Source organism: Brevibacterium sp. Z349TD_9 (assembly GCF_056173565.1).
The window spans coordinates 1,359,178-1,377,965 of sequence record NZ_CM149680.1; the positions used below are offsets into that span (position 1 = coordinate 1,359,178).

At 69.0% G+C, this 18,788-nt stretch carries 14 protein-coding genes; 8 read left to right on the forward strand and 6 right to left on the reverse strand.

The annotated features are described in order from the left end of the window. Nucleotides 1–131: 131 nt before the first annotated feature. Entirely contained in the window at nt 132–2,804 is a 2,673-nt protein-coding gene (locus AC0VYB_RS06085; RefSeq protein WP_009374810.1) for a bifunctional acetate--CoA ligase family protein/GNAT family N-acetyltransferase, read from the reverse strand. Between the two features lie 61 nt (nt 2,805–2,865). On the opposite strand from AC0VYB_RS06085, the gene AC0VYB_RS06090 reads away from it, so the two are divergent. Together AC0VYB_RS06090 and AC0VYB_RS06095 are read left to right on the forward strand one after the other, a co-directional pair. After that, entirely contained in the window at nt 2,866–3,453 is a 588-nt protein-coding gene (locus AC0VYB_RS06090) for a DUF5998 family protein (RefSeq protein ID WP_095375688.1), read from the forward strand. After that, nucleotides 3,453–4,631: an alkaline phosphatase family protein gene (locus AC0VYB_RS06095; RefSeq protein ID WP_101624558.1), complete on the forward strand. Its 1,179-nt coding sequence runs from the start codon at nt 3,453–3,455 to the stop codon at nt 4,629–4,631. The genes AC0VYB_RS06090 and AC0VYB_RS06095 overlap by 1 nt, the downstream gene beginning before the upstream one ends. Before the next feature lie 42 nt (nt 4,632–4,673). Here the strand turns inward: AC0VYB_RS06095 and AC0VYB_RS06100 are convergent, their stop codons facing one another. Beyond that, nucleotides 4,674–5,168, reverse strand: coding sequence for a GtrA family protein (locus AC0VYB_RS06100; protein WP_095375690.1), 495 nt, complete (start codon nt 5,166–5,168; stop codon nt 4,674–4,676). Between the two features lie 143 nt (nt 5,169–5,311). Here AC0VYB_RS06100 and AC0VYB_RS06105 point away from each other — a divergent pair, with 143 nt between their 5' ends. From AC0VYB_RS06105 to manA, 6 genes are all read left to right on the forward strand, one after another. Further along, entirely contained in the window at nt 5,312–6,481 is a 1,170-nt protein-coding gene (locus tag AC0VYB_RS06105; protein ID WP_475385258.1) for a 5-(carboxyamino)imidazole ribonucleotide synthase, read from the forward strand. Between the two features lies 1 nt (nt 6,482). Continuing rightward, nucleotides 6,483–7,022: a 5-(carboxyamino)imidazole ribonucleotide mutase gene (gene purE, locus AC0VYB_RS06110; RefSeq protein WP_475385088.1), complete on the forward strand. Its 540-nt coding sequence runs from the start codon at nt 6,483–6,485 to the stop codon at nt 7,020–7,022. A gap of 36 nt (nt 7,023–7,058) precedes the next feature. After that, complete coding sequence (locus tag AC0VYB_RS06115) at nt 7,059–8,207, forward strand: acyl-CoA dehydrogenase family protein (RefSeq protein WP_009374816.1); 1,149 nt, start codon at nt 7,059–7,061, stop codon at nt 8,205–8,207. A gap of 252 nt (nt 8,208–8,459) precedes the next feature. Continuing rightward, complete coding sequence (locus AC0VYB_RS06120) at nt 8,460–9,959, forward strand: LCP family protein (protein ID WP_475385089.1); 1,500 nt, start codon at nt 8,460–8,462, stop codon at nt 9,957–9,959. Nucleotides 9,960–10,318: 359 nt separating this feature from the next. Next, entirely contained in the window at nt 10,319–12,925 is a 2,607-nt protein-coding gene (locus AC0VYB_RS06125; protein ID WP_475385090.1) for an NlpC/P60 family protein, read from the forward strand. A 397-nt stretch (nt 12,926–13,322) separates the two neighbouring features. Then, on the forward strand, nt 13,323–14,639 hold the full coding sequence (gene manA / locus AC0VYB_RS06130) for a mannose-6-phosphate isomerase, class I (protein WP_475385091.1): 1,317 nt from the start codon (nt 13,323–13,325) through the stop codon (nt 14,637–14,639). Between the two features lie 461 nt (nt 14,640–15,100). Here the strand turns inward: manA and AC0VYB_RS06135 are convergent, their stop codons facing one another. The 4 genes from AC0VYB_RS06135 to AC0VYB_RS06150 all read right to left on the reverse strand — a co-directional run bounded on the left by AC0VYB_RS06135 (nt 15,101) and on the right by AC0VYB_RS06150 (nt 18,501). After that, entirely contained in the window at nt 15,101–15,766 is a 666-nt protein-coding gene (locus AC0VYB_RS06135; protein WP_009374820.1) for a CoA transferase subunit B, read from the reverse strand. Between the two features lie 11 nt (nt 15,767–15,777). Further along, nucleotides 15,778–16,560 carry a CoA transferase subunit A gene (locus tag AC0VYB_RS06140; RefSeq protein ID WP_040340918.1) on the reverse strand — a complete coding sequence of 261 codons (783 nt, stop codon included), beginning with the start codon at nt 16,558–16,560 and terminating at the stop codon, nt 15,778–15,780. Next, nucleotides 16,548–17,102 (reverse strand): hypothetical protein, encoded by a 555-nt coding sequence (locus AC0VYB_RS06145; RefSeq protein ID WP_232252567.1) that lies wholly within the window; start codon nt 17,100–17,102, stop codon nt 16,548–16,550. Before AC0VYB_RS06145 ends, AC0VYB_RS06140 begins: the two co-directional genes overlap by 13 nt. 271 nt (nt 17,103–17,373) lie before the next feature. After that, nucleotides 17,374–18,501, reverse strand: a complete 1,128-nt coding sequence (locus AC0VYB_RS06150; RefSeq protein ID WP_232252568.1) for a coenzyme F420-0:L-glutamate ligase — start codon at nt 18,499–18,501, stop codon at nt 17,374–17,376. Between the last annotated feature and the right edge of the window lie 287 nt (nt 18,502–18,788).

The window sequence follows — 18,788 nt, forward strand, 5'->3', positions numbered from 1 at the left end:
GAACAGCGGCACTGTCGTCGCACCGGACGATCCCTGTCGGCCAGGTGCCGGCCCGGCGGTCCGACGCGGACCCCTGCACCTCCGACGATACCCGAGGTGCGCCGCAGACGTCGGATGTCTCGGCGGAGCCCTCAGCTGAGCAGGCGCCGCGTCGTGTCGATCCGGGTGGCGTCGGCGAGCAGGGAGATGCGGACGTCGAGGATGTAGCTCGTCGTCTCGGTCGCGACGATCGGATGCATCTCGATGTCGAGGAGCTGCGGGTGGCGCTCGACGAGAACGGAGAGGCGTTCGAGGACGTCGATGAGGGGGTCGATGTCGACCGGAGGCAGCCCGCGATAGCCGAACAGCCTCGGCGAGGACTTGATCGCCCGGATCATCTCCCCGGCGTCCTTGTCGGTCAGCGGTGCGACCCGGTGCTCGACGTCGCCGAGGAGCTCGGTCGTGTCCCCGGCCAGGGAGAACGAGAGCATCGGGCCGAGCAGGCGGTCCTCTCCGGCGCGGATGACGCAGGGCACGCCGGGCGGGGCCATGGCCTGGACGTCGATGAGCGGCTCCTCGTCCGAGGGCAGGGAGGCGATGAGGTCCTGGATCGCGGTGAAGTCCTCGGTGAGCTCCTCGGGGGTGTCGATGTTCAGCCGCACACCGCCGAGTTCCATCCGATGGCGCAGCGACTTCGTCACGGCCTTGAGCGCGACCGGGTAGCCGATCGTCTCCGCGGCCTGCAGTCCTTCGGCGACCGAGGCGGCCGTGATGTACGGGACGGTCTCGATCCCGTAGCAGGCCAGCAGCTCCCGCGCGCGCTCTCGGGAGAGGACGACGGGACAGCCGGGGGCGGCGCCGGTGAGCGCCTCATCGACGATCTCGCGCACGCCCTTGTCGTCGAGGTCCTCGATCTCGAGGAAGCGGCCGTGGTCGGCAGAGCGCCAGCGGGCGTAGTCGGTGGCGCGCGCGAGCGCCCACACTGCGTCCTCGGGTCCCAAGTAGCTCGGCACCGTGTGGGTGACGCGTCTGCCCTCGGAGTCGGTGAGGAAGCTCGTGAGCTCGTCCTGGACGCCGTGGATGCCGAGGAAGCACGCGACGGTCGTCTTCGCGGACCGTGCGGCGGCCTCGGCGAGACGGGCGGCGATCTCGTTCTCCTCGGCCCCGGCCGAGGGGGTGAAGGTGACGATGACGGAGTCGATGTCGTCGCGGTCGTACATCGCCTCGAGCGCCTCCCCGAAGGTCTCGGCATCGACCTCGGGATGGAGGGAGACGACGGCGGATTCGACGGTGAGCCCCTCGGCCCGGGCGCGCTGGACGATGAGCGTCGACAGCGCCGCCGAGTTGCCGATGACACCCACCCGGCGTCCGGCCGGCAGCGGCTGGGTCGAGAAGACCTGGGCTAAGTCGAAGAGCTGGTGGACGGTGTCGGCACGGACCACGCCCGCCTGACCGAGCACCTGGTCGAGGGCGTGCGGGGCGAGCGAGGAGGTGCGCACGACGTGCCCGGGCGGCAGCTCGCGCCCCGTGACATCGGACTTGACGACGATGACGGGTTTGACCCGGGAGACGCGGCGGGCGATGCGGGAGAACTTCCGCGGATTGCCGATCGATTCGAGGTAGAGGCCGACGGTGTGCGTGGCCGGGTCCTCCTCCCAGTACTGGAGGAGGTCGTTGCCGGAGAGGTCGGCGCGGTTGCCCGCGGAGACGAACGTCGAGATGCCCAGGCCCCGGTTCTTCGCCGTCGCGAGCAGCGCGGTGCCGAGCGCCCCCGACTGGCTGAAGAGCCCGAGCGTGCCCGGTTCGGGGAGGAACGGGGCGAGCGAGGCGTTGAGCCGGACATCGGGGGCCTCGTTGACGATCCCGAACGAGTTCGGTCCGATGAGCCGCATCCCGTACGCCCGGGAGGTCGCGACGACCTGCCGCTGCAGCTCGGCGCCGGCGCGTCCGGTCTCGGCGAAGCCCGAGGAGATGACGAGGACGGCCTTGGCGCCGTGGGCTGCGCACTCCTGGACCACCTCGGTGACGGAGTCGGCAGGCACCGCGATGACGGCGAGGTCGGCGGTGCCCGGCAGATCGCCGAGGCTGGGGTACGCGGGCACGCCCGCGACCTGGTCCGCTTCGGGGTGGACGACCCAGAGCTCGCCGGTGAAATGGGCGGAGACGATGTTGCGGATGAGGAGGTTGCCCGTCGAGTTCCGCTTTCGGCTCGCCCCGATGACGACGACCGAGGAGGGATGGAGGACGGTGCGCACGCTCTTCGCCTCGGCGCGGTGCTCGCGGGTGGCCTGGACCTCGATCGACCGCGCCGTCGGGTCGATGTCGAAGGTCACGGCGACGACCCCGTCGTCGAAGCCGCGACTGACCTCGTAGCCGGCGGCCTGGAAGACCTGGAGCATCGAGCGGTTCTGGGGGAGCACCTCGGCGGTGAACTTCCGCAGGCCCGACTCCCGAGCGGCCGCGGCGAGGTGCTCGAGGAGGATCGAGCCGATCCCGCGCCCCTGGTGGGCGTCGGCGATGTTGAACGCGACCTCCGCCGAGGTGGGGGAGATCCTGTCGTAGCGACCGACCCCGATGATGTCGTCGCCGATCGTCATCACCAGCGCCACCCGGTCGTGATGGTCGACGTTGACGAAGCGGTCGAGGTCGCGCTGGGGCAGCTTGGGCAGGGGCGCGAAGAAGCGCAGATAGATCGACTCCGGCGACTGCGCCTCGTGCATGCGCGCGAGCGCATCGGCGTCGGAGGGCACGATCGGGCGCAGATGGGCGGTGCCGCCGTCACGGAGGACGACATCGGCTTCCCACCCGGCAGGATAGTCTTCCATGCCTCAAGCATAGGCGGGCCGCGGACTCGGCACAGGCGGCGAGTACGGCACAATGGAGTCCATGGCATTACCCGAAGTCCTCGTCCGCGACCTCCAGTCGGCCGGATACTATCCGCAGCTCACCCAGGGCATCCTCGCCGACTCCCTCTTCGGCGAGCCGGTGCTCAGCCACTTCGTCCACATCGACACGCACGTCGACATCGAGTCGATCCACCGTCATGTCACCGCCTTCGTCCTCACGGAGACGAGGCTGCTGCTCGCCCACGTCGACGACGACCCGGCAGCGGCTCCCGGCGGGAGAGCCAGGGCGGTGACGAGCAGCGAGGACATCGAACTCGAACGACTCGGCACCGTCATGGTCGGGCGCACCTTCACCGACCCCGCCTCCTACGCTCCCGGCGATGCTCCCGTCGAGGTCTCGCTCACCCTCTCGTGGGGTGCCGCCCGCCGCATCGAGGCCTTCCCCGAGACGTGCGGGGACCCCGACTGCATGGGCGATCACGGCTACGGCGGGTCGACGTTCGCCGAGGACGTCGTCCTCCGCGTCTCCGCCGAAGCCGAAGGGCAGGCGGCCGTCGACCGGATCGCGGCCTTTGCCGACCGGCTGCGTCAGGCCGTCTTCCACGCCCGCCTCCGAGCGCGTCGCTGATGACCGCCCCCGACACCGACGGCGTCGACCTCTCGACCCTGCTCGGTCCTCCCGACTATGCGGGGCCGCTGCTCTCCGACGTCGTCCCCGCCGCGTCGCTCGCCCTCGGTGCCGGTCACATCCTCGATGAGACCGCCGGCAGGCGGGCCGAGGGGCTCGGCCTCGACCGGGAGGCGCGCACCGTCGTCGTCGTCCTCGTCGACGGGCTCGGCGAGGAGCTGCTCAGCCGCAACAGCGGCTACACCCCCTTCTTCCGGTCGCTCGCCTCGACCAGGCGGCCGATCTCGACGGGATTCCCATCGACGACGGCGAACTCCCTGTCCTCGCTCGCCACCGGTCGTCTGCCCGGAGCCCACGGAGTCGTCGGCTACCGTCTGCTGGACCCCTCCCGCGACGCCGTGTTCAACCAGCTCACGTGGGATCTCGACGTCGACCCGCTCACGTGGGTGCCCGATGCGACGCTCTTCGAACGACTCGAGGGCGCCGGCGTCGACGTCGTCAGCCTCGGCGAGGCGAAGTTCGCCGGGCGCGGCCTCAACCGCGCCTCCCTGCGCGGGGGACGCTTCCGCGCGTCGAAGACGCTCGAGGAGCGCACCGCGCAGGCGCTGGCCGAGGTCAGGGCGCCGGGCACCCGGCTCGTCTACCTCTACTGGGGCAACCTCGACAAGACCGGGCACGTGAGCGGATCGAACTCGGCGAACTGGAGCGAGGAGCTCGAACGCATCGACGGCGCGCTCTCCCGTCTCGCCCAGGACCTGCCCCACGATTCGGCGCTCGTCGTCACCGCCGACCACGGCATGGTCGACATCGACCATGATCGTCGCCTCGACCTCGTCGACGCCCCCGACCTCAAGGCGGGGCTGCGCCACCTCGGCGGGGAGCCCAGGGCCCTCCATCTCTACGCGCAGCCCGGAGCCGAGGCCGACGTCGCGGCCGCCTGGACCGAGACCCTGGGCGACCGGGCCCTCGTCCTCCCGCGCGCCGAGGCGATCGCGAGAGGCTACTTCGGCCCCGTCGATCCGCGTGTGCTCGGCCGCATCGGCGACGTCATCGCCGTGTGCACCGACGGCTTCGCCGTCGTCGACTCGCAGACCGAGTCCGCCTCGGCGCTCGCCCTCATCGGACACCACGGAGCGACGACGGACGCCGAACTGCGGATCCCGCTCCTCGTGGTGTGAGCGCTGCCTTCCGGGGGAGTGCGACCGCGACGGTCACCGCTGTCACCGTCGGGCAGGGACGTCGACGCACGGCTCGTCGTCCGAGGACGCGCCGACGACGACCTCCCGCCTCGGCGAGGAGGTGCCGGGGACGCGGAAGAGCACGCGGGAGTACATGACGTAGCGGAAGACGTTGCCCAGCAGCACGCCGACGACGTTGCCGGAGATGTTGTCGGCCAACGGCGAGGTCAGGCCCATGACGTAGTGGCTGATGATCAGGCACAGTCCGGCGATGCCGAGGCCTGCGGCGTTGACGGCGAAGAAGCCGATGGCCTCGCGCCACGGTCGGCTCGTGCGGCCGTCGCGGAACGTCCAGTGCCTCGATCCCAGCCAGCTCACCGTCGTCGCCGCGGCGACCGAGACGACCTTGGGGATGAGCGGGCCGATGTCGGTGGTGAAGAGGACGAGGTTGAAGACGGCGAGGTCGACGAGGAACGCGAGGGCCCCGACCGCGGTGAACTTCGCGAGGCGGGAGAGCTCGGCGCGGGTGCGGCCCACGGTGCCCTCCTGTCCCCTGACGCGCGGCTTCGACGAGGTCCATCGTACGACAGCGCCGATGTGGCCCGGCTGGGAGCCGCCGCTAGGATGGGTGCGTGACTTTTCCAACCATCGGCGTCATCGGCGGAGGCCAGCTGGCCCGCATGCTCGCCCCCGCAGCAGAGGCCCTCGGAGTCCGCTTCGCCGTCCTCGCAGAGACCGCCGACTCCCCGGCGGCCCAGGTCATCCACGACGTCGTCGTCGGCGACTACACGGACTTTGCGGCGCTCAAGGCCTTCGCCGAGACCGTCGACGTCCTCACCTTCGACCACGAGCACGTCCCGCCCGAGCACCTCGAGGCCCTCGTCGCCGCCGGACACGCGGTCCGGCCGGGCCCGCAGGCCCTCATCTTCGCCCAGGACAAGATCCTCATGCGCCGGCGCATGGACGAGCTCGGACTGCCCAACCCGCGGTGGGCGGAGATCACCTCGACCGCCGATGCCGAGGCCTTCGCCGCCGAGGTCGGGTATCCGTTCATCGCCAAGACCCCGCGCGGGGGCTACGACGGCAAGGGCGTGCGTGTCATCACCGATTCCGCCGAGGTGGCCGATTGGCTGAGCGATGTCCCCGTCCTCCTCGCCGAGGAGAAGGTCGACTTCACCCGGGAGCTCGCCGTCATGGTCGGCCGGTCCCCGATGGGCCAGACCGCCGTGTGGCCGGTCGTCGAGACCTGGCAGCAGGACGGGGTGTGCAAGGAGGCCATCGCCCCGGCCCCGGGACTGCCGGAGGAGAAGGCGCGCGCCATCACCGAGGCGGTCCTCACCGTCGCCGGCGCCCTCGACGTCACCGGGGTGATGGCGATGGAGATGTTCGAGACCCCTGAGGGCTTCCTCATCAACGAATTCGCCATGCGCCCGCACAACACCGGCCACTGGACCCAGGACGGGTCGGTGACGAGCCAGTTCGAGCAGCACCTGCGCGCCGTCCTCGACCTGCCCCTCGGCAGCCCCGAGGCCCGCGAGGACGTCTCTGTCATGGTCAACATCCTCGGCGCCGAGCACGAGGACCTCTACCAGCCCTACCTCCACGTCATGGCCCACGATCCCGCGGTCAAGGTCCACCTCTACGGCAAGGGCGTGCGTCCGGGCCGCAAGGTCGGCCACGTCAACGCCTACGGCTCCGATCGCGAGCTCGTCCTCGCCCGGGCCAGGCATGCCGCGGACTTCATCGCCGGCGTCGACCCGAACCCCCATCCCGAGATGCCCGCACCCGCGGGAGTCCCCGCGACCGCACCCGCACGCTCCGGCGCTGCGGACCCCGACGAAAGGGCCTGACATGGCAGCTGCACAAGAGACGAGCACCGGGGCAGCCGCCTCGGCGAGGCCCCCGGTCGGGATCGTCATGGGATCCGATTCGGACTGGCCGACGATGCGGGAGGCCGCCGAGGCGCTGAGCGAACTCGGCATCGATTCCACCGCCGAGGTGGTCTCCGCCCACCGGATGCCCGAGGACATGGTCGAGTGGGCGAAGACCGCCGCCGACCGGGGACTGCGGGTGATCATCGCCGGGGCCGGGGGAGCGGCCCACCTGCCGGGCATGATCGCCTCGATGACGTCCCTGCCGGTCATCGGCGTGCCCGTGCCGCTGAAGTACCTCGACGGGATGGACTCTCTGCTCTCGATCGTCCAGATGCCCGGCGGCGTGCCCGTGGCCACGGTCTCGATCGGCGGAGCGAAGAACGCGGGCCTTCTCGCCGCCCGCATCCTCGGCGCCGGGACCGACGAGGAGTCGGCGCGGATCCGCTCCCGCCTCGACGAGCATCGGGCCCGCCTGCGTCAGGTCGCCCTCGACAAAGGGGCGGCACTCGGGCAATAATTGTTGACTGAACGATCGATCAGTCAAAGGAGCACGATGTTCGACCTCTACCAGCCCAGTGAAGAGCACGAAGAGATCCGCCAGGCGGTGCGTGACGTCGTCGAGAAGCGGATCACCCCCTTCGCCGCCGAGGTCGACGCCGAATCCCGGTACCCCCAGGAAGCCCACGACGCGCTCGTCGAGACCGACTTCTTCGCCGCGCACATCCCCGAGGAGTACGGGGGAGTCGGGGCCGACGCCCTGGCCGTGGCGATCATCATCGAGGAGGTCGCCCGCGGCTGTGCGTCCTCCTCCCTCATCCCTGCCGTCAACAAGCTCGGGAGCATGCCCGTCCAGCTCGGGGGAGACGCGGCGATCAAGGAGAAGTACCTCGCCCCCGTCGCCCGCGGAGAGGCCGGCTTCTCCTACGGACTCTCCGAACGCGAAGCCGGCTCCGACACCGCTTCGATGAAGACCCGCGCGACCCGTGACGGGGACGACTGGATCCTCAACGGGGTGAAGACCTGGATCACGAACGCCGGGGTCTCCGAGTACTACACGGTCATGGCCGTCACCGACCCCGATGGGGCTAGGGGCCGCAACATCTCCGCCTTCGTCGTCGAGAAGTCCGACGAGGGGTTCACCTTCGGGGAGAAGGAGCGCAAGCTCGGCATCAAGGGATCGCCCACGCGCGAACTCCTCTTCGACAACGTCCGCCTGCCCGGGGACCGGATCGTCGGCGAACCCGGCGAGGGTCTCAAGATCGCGCTGCGCACCCTCGACCACACGCGTGTGACGATCGCCGCGCAGGCCGTCGGCATCGCGCAGGGGGCGCTTGACTACGCGCTGAACTACGTCAAGGAGCGCCAGCAGTTCGGCAAGCGCATCGCCGACTTCCAGGCCATCCAGTTTATGCTCGCCGACATGGGCATGAAGCTCGAGGCCGCCCGCCAGCTCACCTACACCGCGGCGGCGAAGAGCGAACGCGGTGACGCCGACCTCACGTACTTCGGAGCCGCGGCGAAGGCCTTCGCCTCCGATGCCGCGATGGAGATCACCACCGACGCCGTCCAGCTCCTCGGCGGTGCCGGCTACGTCGTCGACCACCCCGTCGAGCGGATGATGCGCGATGCGAAGATCACGCAGATCTACGAGGGCACGAACCAGATCCAGCGCCTCGTCATGGGCCGCCAGCTGCTCGGCTGAGGCCTCCGGCGACTCCACGGCCGTTCCCACCGCATTCGCGGCGGGAACGGCCGTCTGCGTGTCCGGGGGCAGAGGTGTGGGGGAGAACACGGTGTGATCGGCGACATGCGAGGCGCGCAGGTGCGGGCTTCGGCCTCTGCCACGCGCCACAATGGAGGGACACAGAGGACTCGGACGTTGGTTTGGCACGATTGATGCCTGGGCGTCGGTGCGCCCGAAGTCAGTCAGCGAGCAAGAGGCAGAGGTGAGGCAGTGGCCGAGACGAAGTACATCGACCCGATCCGCTTCCCGTCGTACGCCTCACAGCCGACCAGGGACCTGCGGGCGTGGCTGCTGCTCCTCGTCTCCGTCCTCCTTCCCGGTGGCGTCCAGCTGCTCTTCCGTGCCCGCCGGTGGGCGAAGATCTCGCTGTCGATCACGGCGATCAGCTGGCTGCTCGTCATCATCGCCGTCGTCGCCATCCTCATCAATCGCACGTTCGCGTTCACGATCGGCACGAACCCCTACATCCTCACCTTCCTCACCATCTGGGTGCCGGTCGTCGGGCTCAACTGGGTCGTCTGCCTCTTCGACACCGTCCGCCGCATCCGCCTGGTCACCCTGTCGAAGAAGGCGCGCACTCGATTCCTCGGCGCGTTCTGCGCCCTCCTCCTCGTCGTCGTCGGACCGCTGGCGTGGGGCACGAACATCCTCAACAGCCAGCGCGGGCTCGTCAGCGACCTCTTCGCCTCGGGCAAGGCCGCGAAACCCGTCGACGGGCGCTACAACATCCTTCTCCTCGGCTCGGACGCCGGCAAGGGCCGCACGGGCATCCGACCCGATTCGCTCTCCCTCGTCTCGATCGACGCAGAGACCGGCAAGACCGTCATCATCGGACTGCCGCGCAATATGCAGAACGTCCCCTTCCCCGAGGATTCGCCGCTCAACGCGGTCTACCCGCAGGGCTTCAACTGCGGCAGCGAATGCCTCCTCAATGCCGTGTTCCAGCAGGGCGAGAAGTACAAGGAGAAGTTCCCCGACCCGAAGCGCGCCGGGGAGCAGGCGACGATGGACGCCGTCTCAGCGGTCACCGGCCTCGAGGTCCAGTACTACGCCATGGTCAACCTCAAGGGCTTCGAGAACCTCATCGACTCCCTCGGTGGGATCACCCTGGTCTCGGGCAAGCGGGTGCCGATCTCCTCGAAGGTGAATAAGGCCACGGGCAAGCACGGCCCGGTCAAGGGCTGGATCGAACCGGGCAAGCAGAAGCTCGACGGCTACCACGCGCTCTGGTTCGCCCGCTCCCGCGAGTTCTCCAGCGACTACGAGCGGATGATCCGCCAGCGCTGCGTCCAGGAGGCCATGGTCAAGCAGCTCGACCCGGCGACCGTGCTCACGCGGTACCAGGACATCGCCGCGGCCACCCCCGGAGCGGTGTCGACGGACATCCCGTCCTCGCAGGTCGACATGTTCGTCGACCTTGCCCTCAAGGTGAAGAGTCAGAAGATCGAGTCGCTTGACCTCACTCCGCCGCGCGTGACACCATCACAACCGGACTTCGCCGAGGCGCGACGCCTCGTTGCGAACGCGATCGAGAAAGCCTCCACGGACGCTGAGAAGCAGGACAGCGCCCTCTCGGCGTCGACAGGCGTCGCTGCGGGCGTCTCCGCCGGCATTGACGTCGACGCCTCCGCCGGTCGCGAACTCGCCGCCTCAGCCAGCCCTGACAAGGGCGGAGACGAGGACGCGCGCGCTATCTGCTACGTCCCGTAAAGGGTGCGGACGAGGGGCTGATCCCCGGTCGAGGATGACCGGAGAAGGACCCCGCGAAAAAACTTTCGCTCGGTGTGTCGCCTGAGAACACTGGGAACCACACCGGTGTAATTATGTTCATTCGTTATTTGGCTAGTCTGACACGCCGGAAATGTGTAACAATTTTGAGATGTTGGGGTTGCCCACCGTACTGCCGACGGTGAAGCCGACCCCGAGGCCTGAACTTCCCTGACTTCCTCGAAAAGGCTGTAACGATGAAATACATACTGCCCACTGTCGCGGGCTGCGCTTCAGTCGCTCTCGTCGGCACCTTAGCGGTCACGGCTCCGACTGCCTTTGCTGCAACCGTCGAGCCGGAAGTGACCCAACAGGCGCTCAAGGTGAGCGAGGACGGACTCAACGTCCCCGGCGCACGCGACTCCAGCGATTCCGCTGCCTCCGTCGCCAACCAGAGCGCGTCGAGCAACCTTCCCAACGTCTTCAAGTCGCAGACGGCACTCGCCGCCACCCAGGTGCCCGCCACGGTCGGCACCGGTGCGTCGGCGGCGACGGCAGCCGTCACCCCCACCTCGGCGGGGCTGACCTCACCTGAGGGCTCGAGCGAAACCCCGGCCCCGGCCGAGGCCGCGCAGGGCGAGAAGACCGAGGAGACGGCACCTGCCGAGGGCACGGCCCCCACCGACGGGTCGACCCCGACGGAGAAGGCCGACGACGACGGCGACATCTCCGGGTCGGTCCGTCAGCAGACCGAGGACGGCGTCAACATCGCCCTCATCTCCGATGTCCTCGACGTTCCGTCGAAGAACCCCAGCCTCGTCGGGGTCACCTTCTCGAACGCACCGTCGAGCATCCGCATCCAGGTCCGCGTCAAGAGCGACTCCGGTTGGGGGAACTGGCAGACGCTCGACGAGGAGAAGCAGGAGGAGGCGAAGAACGAGGGCTCCGAACCCTTCACGGTCAACCGTGCGGCAGGCGTCCAGATGCGCATCCTCGGCGAGAAGGCTCCCAGCGATGCCGAACTCGTCCTCGTCGACCCGAAGCGCTCGTCCGCGGACGCCGAGGCGGTCGCCGAGAACGCACCCGTCCAGATCGACCCGCAGAGCGCGCAGCCGGCCACCGACGGTGACTCCGCTGCGACCGAGACCGGTGCGGGCAGCGCCGGCGACGCCGCCGAGGCGACGACCGTCTCCGCCGGCGGAGCGGCGACCGTGACGACGCAGAACTACGTCCCCGGCTCGTCCTCGGTGTCCACCGTCGCGAAGTCGGCGAAGGTCCCGCGGCCCGACATCGCCTCCCGCAAGTCGTGGGGCGCCAAGCCCTACAAGGGCAGCCCTGACTACGCGAGCGGCATCAAGCAGGCCGTCGTCCACCACACCTCGGGATCGAACAGCTACTCCGCCGAGGACGTGCCGGCGATCATCCGCGGCATCCAGTCCTTCCACCAGAAGGGACGCGGCTGGTCCGACATCGGATACAACGTCGTCGCCGACAAGTACGGCCGCCTGTGGCAGGCCCGCGACGGCAAGCTCGAGAAGGCCGTCATCGGCGCCCACGTCGCCGGACACAACTCCGGCACGTTCGGCATCTCGGTCCTCGGCACGTACAACGGCTCGGCCCCGCCGAAGAAGACCCGTGACGCTGTGGCCGCCGCCATCGCGTGGAAGTTCTCGCTCAACGGTCTGACCGCGAGCAAGTCGACCCTCGTCGGCCACCGCGACCTCGGCAGCACCGACTGCCCGGGCGATGCGTTCTACGCGAAGCTCGGAGAGATCCGCAGCACCGTCAACTCGATCCTCAAGTCCGGCGACCTGCCCTCGGACGAGAAGACCGAGTCGCCCAAGCCCAAGCCGAAGCCGAAGACCGCGATCGAGGACTACGCGGAGAAGAACAACCTCGGCAAGGCCACGAGCGGTGAGTTCGATGTCAAGGGCATCGCAGGCGCCAAGGGACGCAACTACGAGAAGGGCGTCGTCTACTGGTCCAAGAAGACCGGCGCCTACCACGTCAAGGGCGCCATCCGGGGAGCGTTCAGCGGCGATGTCGTCCAGACGATCGGACTGCCGACGGGCAACGAGCGAGGCGGGCTGAAGAACGGGGGAGCGTACCAGACCTTCTCCAAGGGCTCGATCCACTGGTCGCCCAAGACCGGGGCGAGGTACACGACCGGCGTGCTCCAGGGCTACTGGAAGGCCAAGGGGTACGAGCGCGGGCACCTCGGCTACCCGAAGTCGAACCCCACCTACAAGGACGGCCGTGGGGAGCAGCTGTTCGAAGGGGCGAAGCTCGTCTGGGCCGAGGGCTACGGCACGACGGAGTTCTCTCCCAACGGGACCATCTCGGGTGGAGTCGTCGATGAGAATGCCTCGGGCGACAGCTCCCCTCCGGGGGACAGCGCCGCCGATGGCGGTTCGGGTGCAGACTCCGGGGAAGGTGCTGCAGCCGGCAACGACGACAAGGACTCGAAGGACAACAAGGACTCCAAGGACAACAAGGACTCCAAGGACGACAAGGGATCGAAGGATTCCAAGGATTCCAAGGATTCCAAAGACGACAAGGGATCGAAGGACTCCAAGGACGGCAAGAAGGACAAGCCGTCAAAGGAGGAGAAGATCCAGGCGCAGCGCAACGCCATCATCAAGGACGCGAAGTCCTACCTCGGGGTCAAGTACGTCTGGGGCGGCACCACGCCGAAGGGATGGGACTGCTCGGGCTTCACCCAGTACGTCTACGGCAAGAACGGCATCAAGCTGCCGCGCACGACGAGTCAGCAGCGCAACGCCGGCAAGGTCATCTCGATCAAGGACGCCAAGCCCGGCGACCTCATCTGGATCCCCGGTCACATCGGAATCATCTCCGAGACCAAGGGCCAGATGTACGATGCCGGCTCGACCCGGACGAACACCGCCAAGCGCAGCTACGAGTGGATGCTCGGCCGCGGCGCCAAGGTCATCCGCGTCGTCGGCTGAGGCTCAGCCGCCCGGAAGTCAGTGAAGCGGGCCCCGCAGCACGATCGTGCTGCGGGGCCCGCTCGCATCCGCCCACGGTGACTCTCGTCCACTGCGCACCGGCACCTCACGACTGCTCGGGCCAGGATGAGGCAGTCCGACGGTTGGGGCGGCCGACCACCTCGGCGGGGCCACGGGGTCGCGTCGGCGGGGCGAGGGTGACGGGCCGACCACCTCGGCGGGGAACCGCCACAGCACCTGAGGCGAACCCCCTTGCCGGCAACCTGTCCTGTGGTGAACTCTTGATGTACAGGACTGAACAGGAGATGAAGTCACAGCGTCTTCGCCGGAAAGCGGGGCGGGCGCACGCTACGGTTGAGTGATAGGCACCAGCGGGCGAGAGAAAGGGGCGGAGCCTGTGCGACGGCTGACCAACACGGTGAAGAACTTCGACTGGGGAACCCCGGACGCGATCCCCGCGATCCTCGGCACCGTCCCGGACGGAACGCCGTGCGCGGAGCTGTGGCTCGGTGCGCATCCGCTCAGCCCGTCCCGCCTCGAACTCGCCGCCGGCAGCGGTCGGCACGCATCGTCGGGCTACGGGCGGGTCGGCTCGAGTTCGTCGGTCGACGTTCGGGCGGAAGGGCGGACCGACCTCGGACCCAACCTCATCGAATACATCGCCGGCGATCCCGAAGGCCTGCTGGGACGGGACTCGCTCGAGACCTTCGGCCCGCGCCTGCCGTTCCTCCTCAAGGTCCTCTCGGCCGAGCGTGCGCTCTCGATCCAGGTCCACCCCACCCCTGCCCAGGCCGCAGAGGGCTTCGCGCGCGAAGAGGAGACGGGTCCCGACCTCGACGCGCCCGACCGCAACTACAAGGACGCCTCTGCCAAGCCCGAGCTCATCTACGCGCTCACCGAATTCCACGCCCTCTCCGGGTTCCGTCCCCGCAAAGCTGTGCGGGCGACGTTCGAACGCTTCCTCTCGCTGTCGCTGAGCGTCTCCGCGCTCGACTTCCTCGGGGAGATCCTCTCCTCCCTCAAGGGACTGAGCGAGACCAAAGCGTTTGCCCGGACGGTCGAGCGTCTCCTCGGCGACGTGCGGGCGCCGCAGCTCGTCACCGAGATCGCCGACCAGGACTTCGCGACGCCGCCGCGCGGCCACGCTTCGCAGATCGGCACCGCCTTCGACCCGATGCAGACGTTCCGCGAACTCGTCGCCGACTACCCCGGCGACCCCGGGGTGCTCGTGGCCCTCATGCTCTGCCGCGTCCACCTCCAGCCCGGCGAGGCGCTGGCCATGGACTCGGGCATCCTCCACGCCTACCTCGGCGGCACCGGCATCGAGATCATGGCCTCGAGCGACAACGTGCTCCGTGGGGGACTGACGACCAAGCACGTCGACATCCCCGAACTCACGCGCATCGCCTCGTTCGCTGCGAGCGCACCGACGCTGCTCGAACCCGACCGCGACGGCGTGCTCACCGGCGCGACCGAGGACTTCGCCCTCCAGGCGCTGCGCTGCCCCCGACTCAAGCGCATCGAGCGCCGAGGCGCGGCGATCGCCCTGTGCACCTCCGGCACCATCACCCTGACCTCGGTCGGCGCGTCGACGACGCTGACCCGTGGCCAGAGCGTGTTCATCGGCGCGAACGAGCCTGCGGTCACCGCCGACGGGCACGGCGACCTCTTCGTCGCGACCACAGGCCTCGACCCGGCGCTGCCCTTCGCCTGAGCAGCGTCCCTCTCGTCTGGGCATCGTCCCCTCAGCGTCCCAGCGGTGCGAGGCCGGTCCAGCGCGCATCCCCTCACCCCAAGCGTCTCGTCCTACGCGCGCGTGGGGAGGATTTGCGGCTGCGAGAGCGGTGTGTGCGACTGCCGGTTGTCTGTGACGCTCCCGGGATGCTTCGCGCCCTCGAGTGAGGATTGCGCGTGCGGGGATGAATTGTGCGCGTGGGGATGATGATCGTGGACAGCACATGGGGATGATGATCGCCCACGGGTAGGGATTGCGCACAGGTGGATGTTTCGCGCCTACAGGGATGTCTCGCGGCACCACCCGAGCTGAGCCTCTGCACAGAAACGAGTCGAGGACGCTCAGTGTCGATTCTGGAATCAGAAATCGACACTGAACGTCCTCGAAACGGCGTTGGGGCCCAGCGCCGCTCAGCCGCAGCGCCGCTCAGCCGCGCGGGCTCAGACGTTGGGGACGTCGACGGTGGGGATCTCGCCGTCGACGATCACCTCGGCGCCGGTCTTCTCCTTGACCTCCTCGACGGTGACTCCGGGGGCGAGCTCGACGAGGGTGAAGGCGTTCCCGCTGACGTCGAGCACGGCGAGGTCGGTGATGATGCGCTCGACGACGCCTTTGCCGGTCAGCGGCAGGTCGCAGACCTCGAGGAGCTTGTGGGAGCCGTCCTTGGCGACGTGGTCCATGACGACGATGACGCGCTTGGCACCGTGGACCAAGTCCATCGCCCCGCCCATGCCCTTGACCATCTTGCCCGGGATCATCCAGTTGGCGATGTCGCCGTTGACGGCGACCTGCATCGCGCCGAGGATCGCCGCGTCGATCTTGCCGCCGCGGATCATCCCGAAGCTCGCCGCCGAATCGAAGTACGAGGCGCCGGGCAGCATCGTCACGGTCTCCTTGCCCGCGTTGATGAGATCGGGGTCGACTTCGTCCTCGGTCGGGTAGGGTCCGACGCCGAGGAGGCCGTTCTCCGACTGGAGGACGAGGTGGACGTCGTCGGGAACGTAGTTCGGCACAAGTGTGGGCATGCCGATGCCGAGGTTGACGTAGCTGCCGTCGGCGAGCTCCTGCGCCGCACGCGCGGCCATCTGGTTGCGGGTCAGTGACATAGGGGCTCTCCTCAGGCGCTTTCAGGGGTGGGGCGCAGGGTGCGCTTCTCGATCGGCTTGTCGGCGACCTGCTCGGGGGTGAGCGGGACGACCCGGTGGACGAAGACGCCGGGGACGTGGACCTGGTCCGGGTCGATCTCACCGGGTTCGACGAGCTTCTCGACCTCGGCGATCGTGATCCGTCCCGCCTGCGCGGCCGGGGGATTGAAGTTGCGGGCCGAGGAGTGGAAGACGAGATTGCCGTGCCGATCGCCGATCGCCGCCCGCACGAGTGCGTAGTCGGGGGCGAGCGACTCCTCGAGGACGTACTGCTGCTCCTCCCCGAACGTGTCGAAGACGCGCGTGTCCTTGGCCGGGGACTCCTTGATGACGTTGCCCTCGGAGTCGTACTTCCACGGCATGCCGCCCTCGGCGACCTGGGTGCCGGCGCCGGTGACCGTGTAGAAGGCGGGGATCCCCGCGCCCCCGGCCCGCAGCTTCTCCGCGAGCGTGCCCTGCGGGGTGAGCTCGACCTCGAGCTCACCGGAGAGGTACTGCCGGGCGAACTCCTTGTTCTCCCCGACGTAGGAGGCGATGATCCGGCGCAGCCGGTGATCGGCGAGGAGGACGCCGAGTCCGCGGCCGTCGACGCCCGCGTTGTTGGAGATCACCTCGAGGTCGGTCGTTCCCTGGTCCCGGATCGCGCGGATGAGGAATTCGGGGACTCCGACGACCCCGAAACCGCCCACGGCGATCGACGATCCATCGGCAATATCGGCCACCGCTTCTGCGGGCGTGTCAACTACTTTGTCCATGAGCCCAGTCTGCCACGGACCTCCCCGAGGGTTCCCGCGAGGTCCGTGATGTGGGCCTCATCCACGCCTGTGGCCAGGAGCGTCTCACCCCCGCCGAGGAGGTGGCCGAGGAACTCCGGCCACTGCCCGGCCAGCGGGGTCGAGTGGGAGACGAGGATCCCCGCGGGCCGACCGGTCCCCGCCTCCTCGGCCTCGGCCCAGGCGACCTCCGTCGGCTCGGCACCGGGGCCGGCGACGACGAGGACGCCGGAGCGGTCGAGCCGCCCCGAGGTCACGTCGGGGTAGGCGCGGATCGCGGAGTTGACGTCGATGAGATCGGCGTCGACGGGGGTGCTCAGGGCCAGCGCGGGAGGGTTGAAGACGAAGATCTCCTCCGCCGAGGCGATCGCCGGGTCCGATTCGACGCCCGCGGCGACGAAGGCGTGGAAGTCCCCATCGGGCACGATCGCCGGGTCGATCGCCGGCGGTCCCTCGGCGGCCTCCTGGTTGCCGGCTGCCTGGCCGGGCCCGCCGAGGACGACACGGCCGCCGCCGAGGAGCACGCTGAGGATCGCGACGAGCTCACGCCAGTGGAGACCGGCCGGCGAGGGGACGAAAAGCGTGAAGTCGGGACCGAGGTCGTAGTCGCCGAAGAGGCCGACTCCCTTGTGGACCCAGTTGGCGATGACCGGGCCGGTGAGGTCGAGGCGGTCGTATTCGGGGCCGCGCCAGAGGAGGACGGGACCGCCGGTGCGGCTGAGGCGGGAGAGGACCAGGGAACCTGCTTTCGTCGCTGGGAGGGACTGTGTCGCTGGGAGGGACTGTGTCGGGGGCTCAGGGAGTGAGGAGTCCGATGTCGATGATCACGCCGCGGGGGAAGGCTCCGAGCTCCCCGTCGGCCCACTGCCACTTCGTCGTCGCCGAGAGGTCCTCGGCGAAGAGCGCGGTGTGCATCCGTTCGACGAGGGAGCCGAGTCCGACCATCGCCTCGAGGATCGGCGGCCCGTCGGCCTGCGTCACCGCCGGGGAGTCCGAGGGGCTCATGACGATCCGCGACCCCGAGCCCTCGATGCGCATCCGCCACGCCGCGTGTCCAGGCGTCCGGGAGATCCCGCCGCGGACGACGCGCACGGCCCGTGAGACCCGCTCGAGGATGTCGTCGCCGCCGTCGCCGGCCGCTGGGCGCCCGGGCACGGTCTCGACCCCGAGACCCCGTTGGATCGCCTCGACGTGGCCGTAGCGGAACCAGTCCTCGGCGCGGTCGCGGCACAGTGCGCTCGCACCGTCGCCGCCGTTGTCGAGATAGCCGCCGGCTCCGCGCACGAGCGCCATCGGCAGACCCCTGGCCGCCCCCTTGACGAGGTCGGCGGCCGCGGCGATCTCGTCGGCGACGGCGCGCACGGTCACCGACTGCAGCCGTCCGTCGTCATCGGGCAGACCGCGCTGGTCGTCGAGGCCCGAGAAGCCGGAGAGGCCGAGCGCGATGTCGCCGACGCCCACCCGCCACGGCCGCGAGGTCGTGTCGGAGACGACGACCCCGATGCGCACGGCGAAGGCCTCCTCGACACGCGAGCGCAGCTCGTCGGCCGAGCGGTCGGCATCGAGCGGGTGGAGGACGACGTCGCCTCCGGAGTTCGACTGGTCGAGGCCGGCAGCGGCCTGGACGGTGCCCGTTCGGGTCCGCACCACCTGGACGGTCGTGCCCGAGGCGTAGCTGCGCTCGGCGACGAGGTGGGTCGAGGAGCGGGCGACGAGCTCCTCGAACTCGGTGCGGTCGGCCACGCTCGCCAGCCGTCCGGCCGCCTTCGAGACGACCTTCGAGGCGATGACGAGGATGTCACCGTCCTTGAGGTCGATGCGGTTGCGGCGCAGGCTGGTGACGAGGATCGCCGCGAGGTCCGATCCCGGGCGGATGTCCTCGTCGACCGGCGGGGCGTAGACCGTGAGCAGTCTGTCGTTCATGCCCGCCCTCGCTCCGGTTCCGTGGCTCATCCCTCCATATTCCCATCCCTGCCGAACGAATCCGAAATTCTCACAGAATCCCCGTCGCGACACCACGGATAGTGGGGCGGGGGCCTCACCGCACCATATGTTGTGTCGGGGGCGCGTGTGCATGTGAAGGTGTGTTCGAATACGGTCACCGGGGCCGCCCCGATACTCCAAGAGGGCTTGACTCGACAGTAATGACACGCGTGTAATTTATACCTAAGGGGAACGCGCTTAGCACGAATTCTCGGATTCGGAAGGCA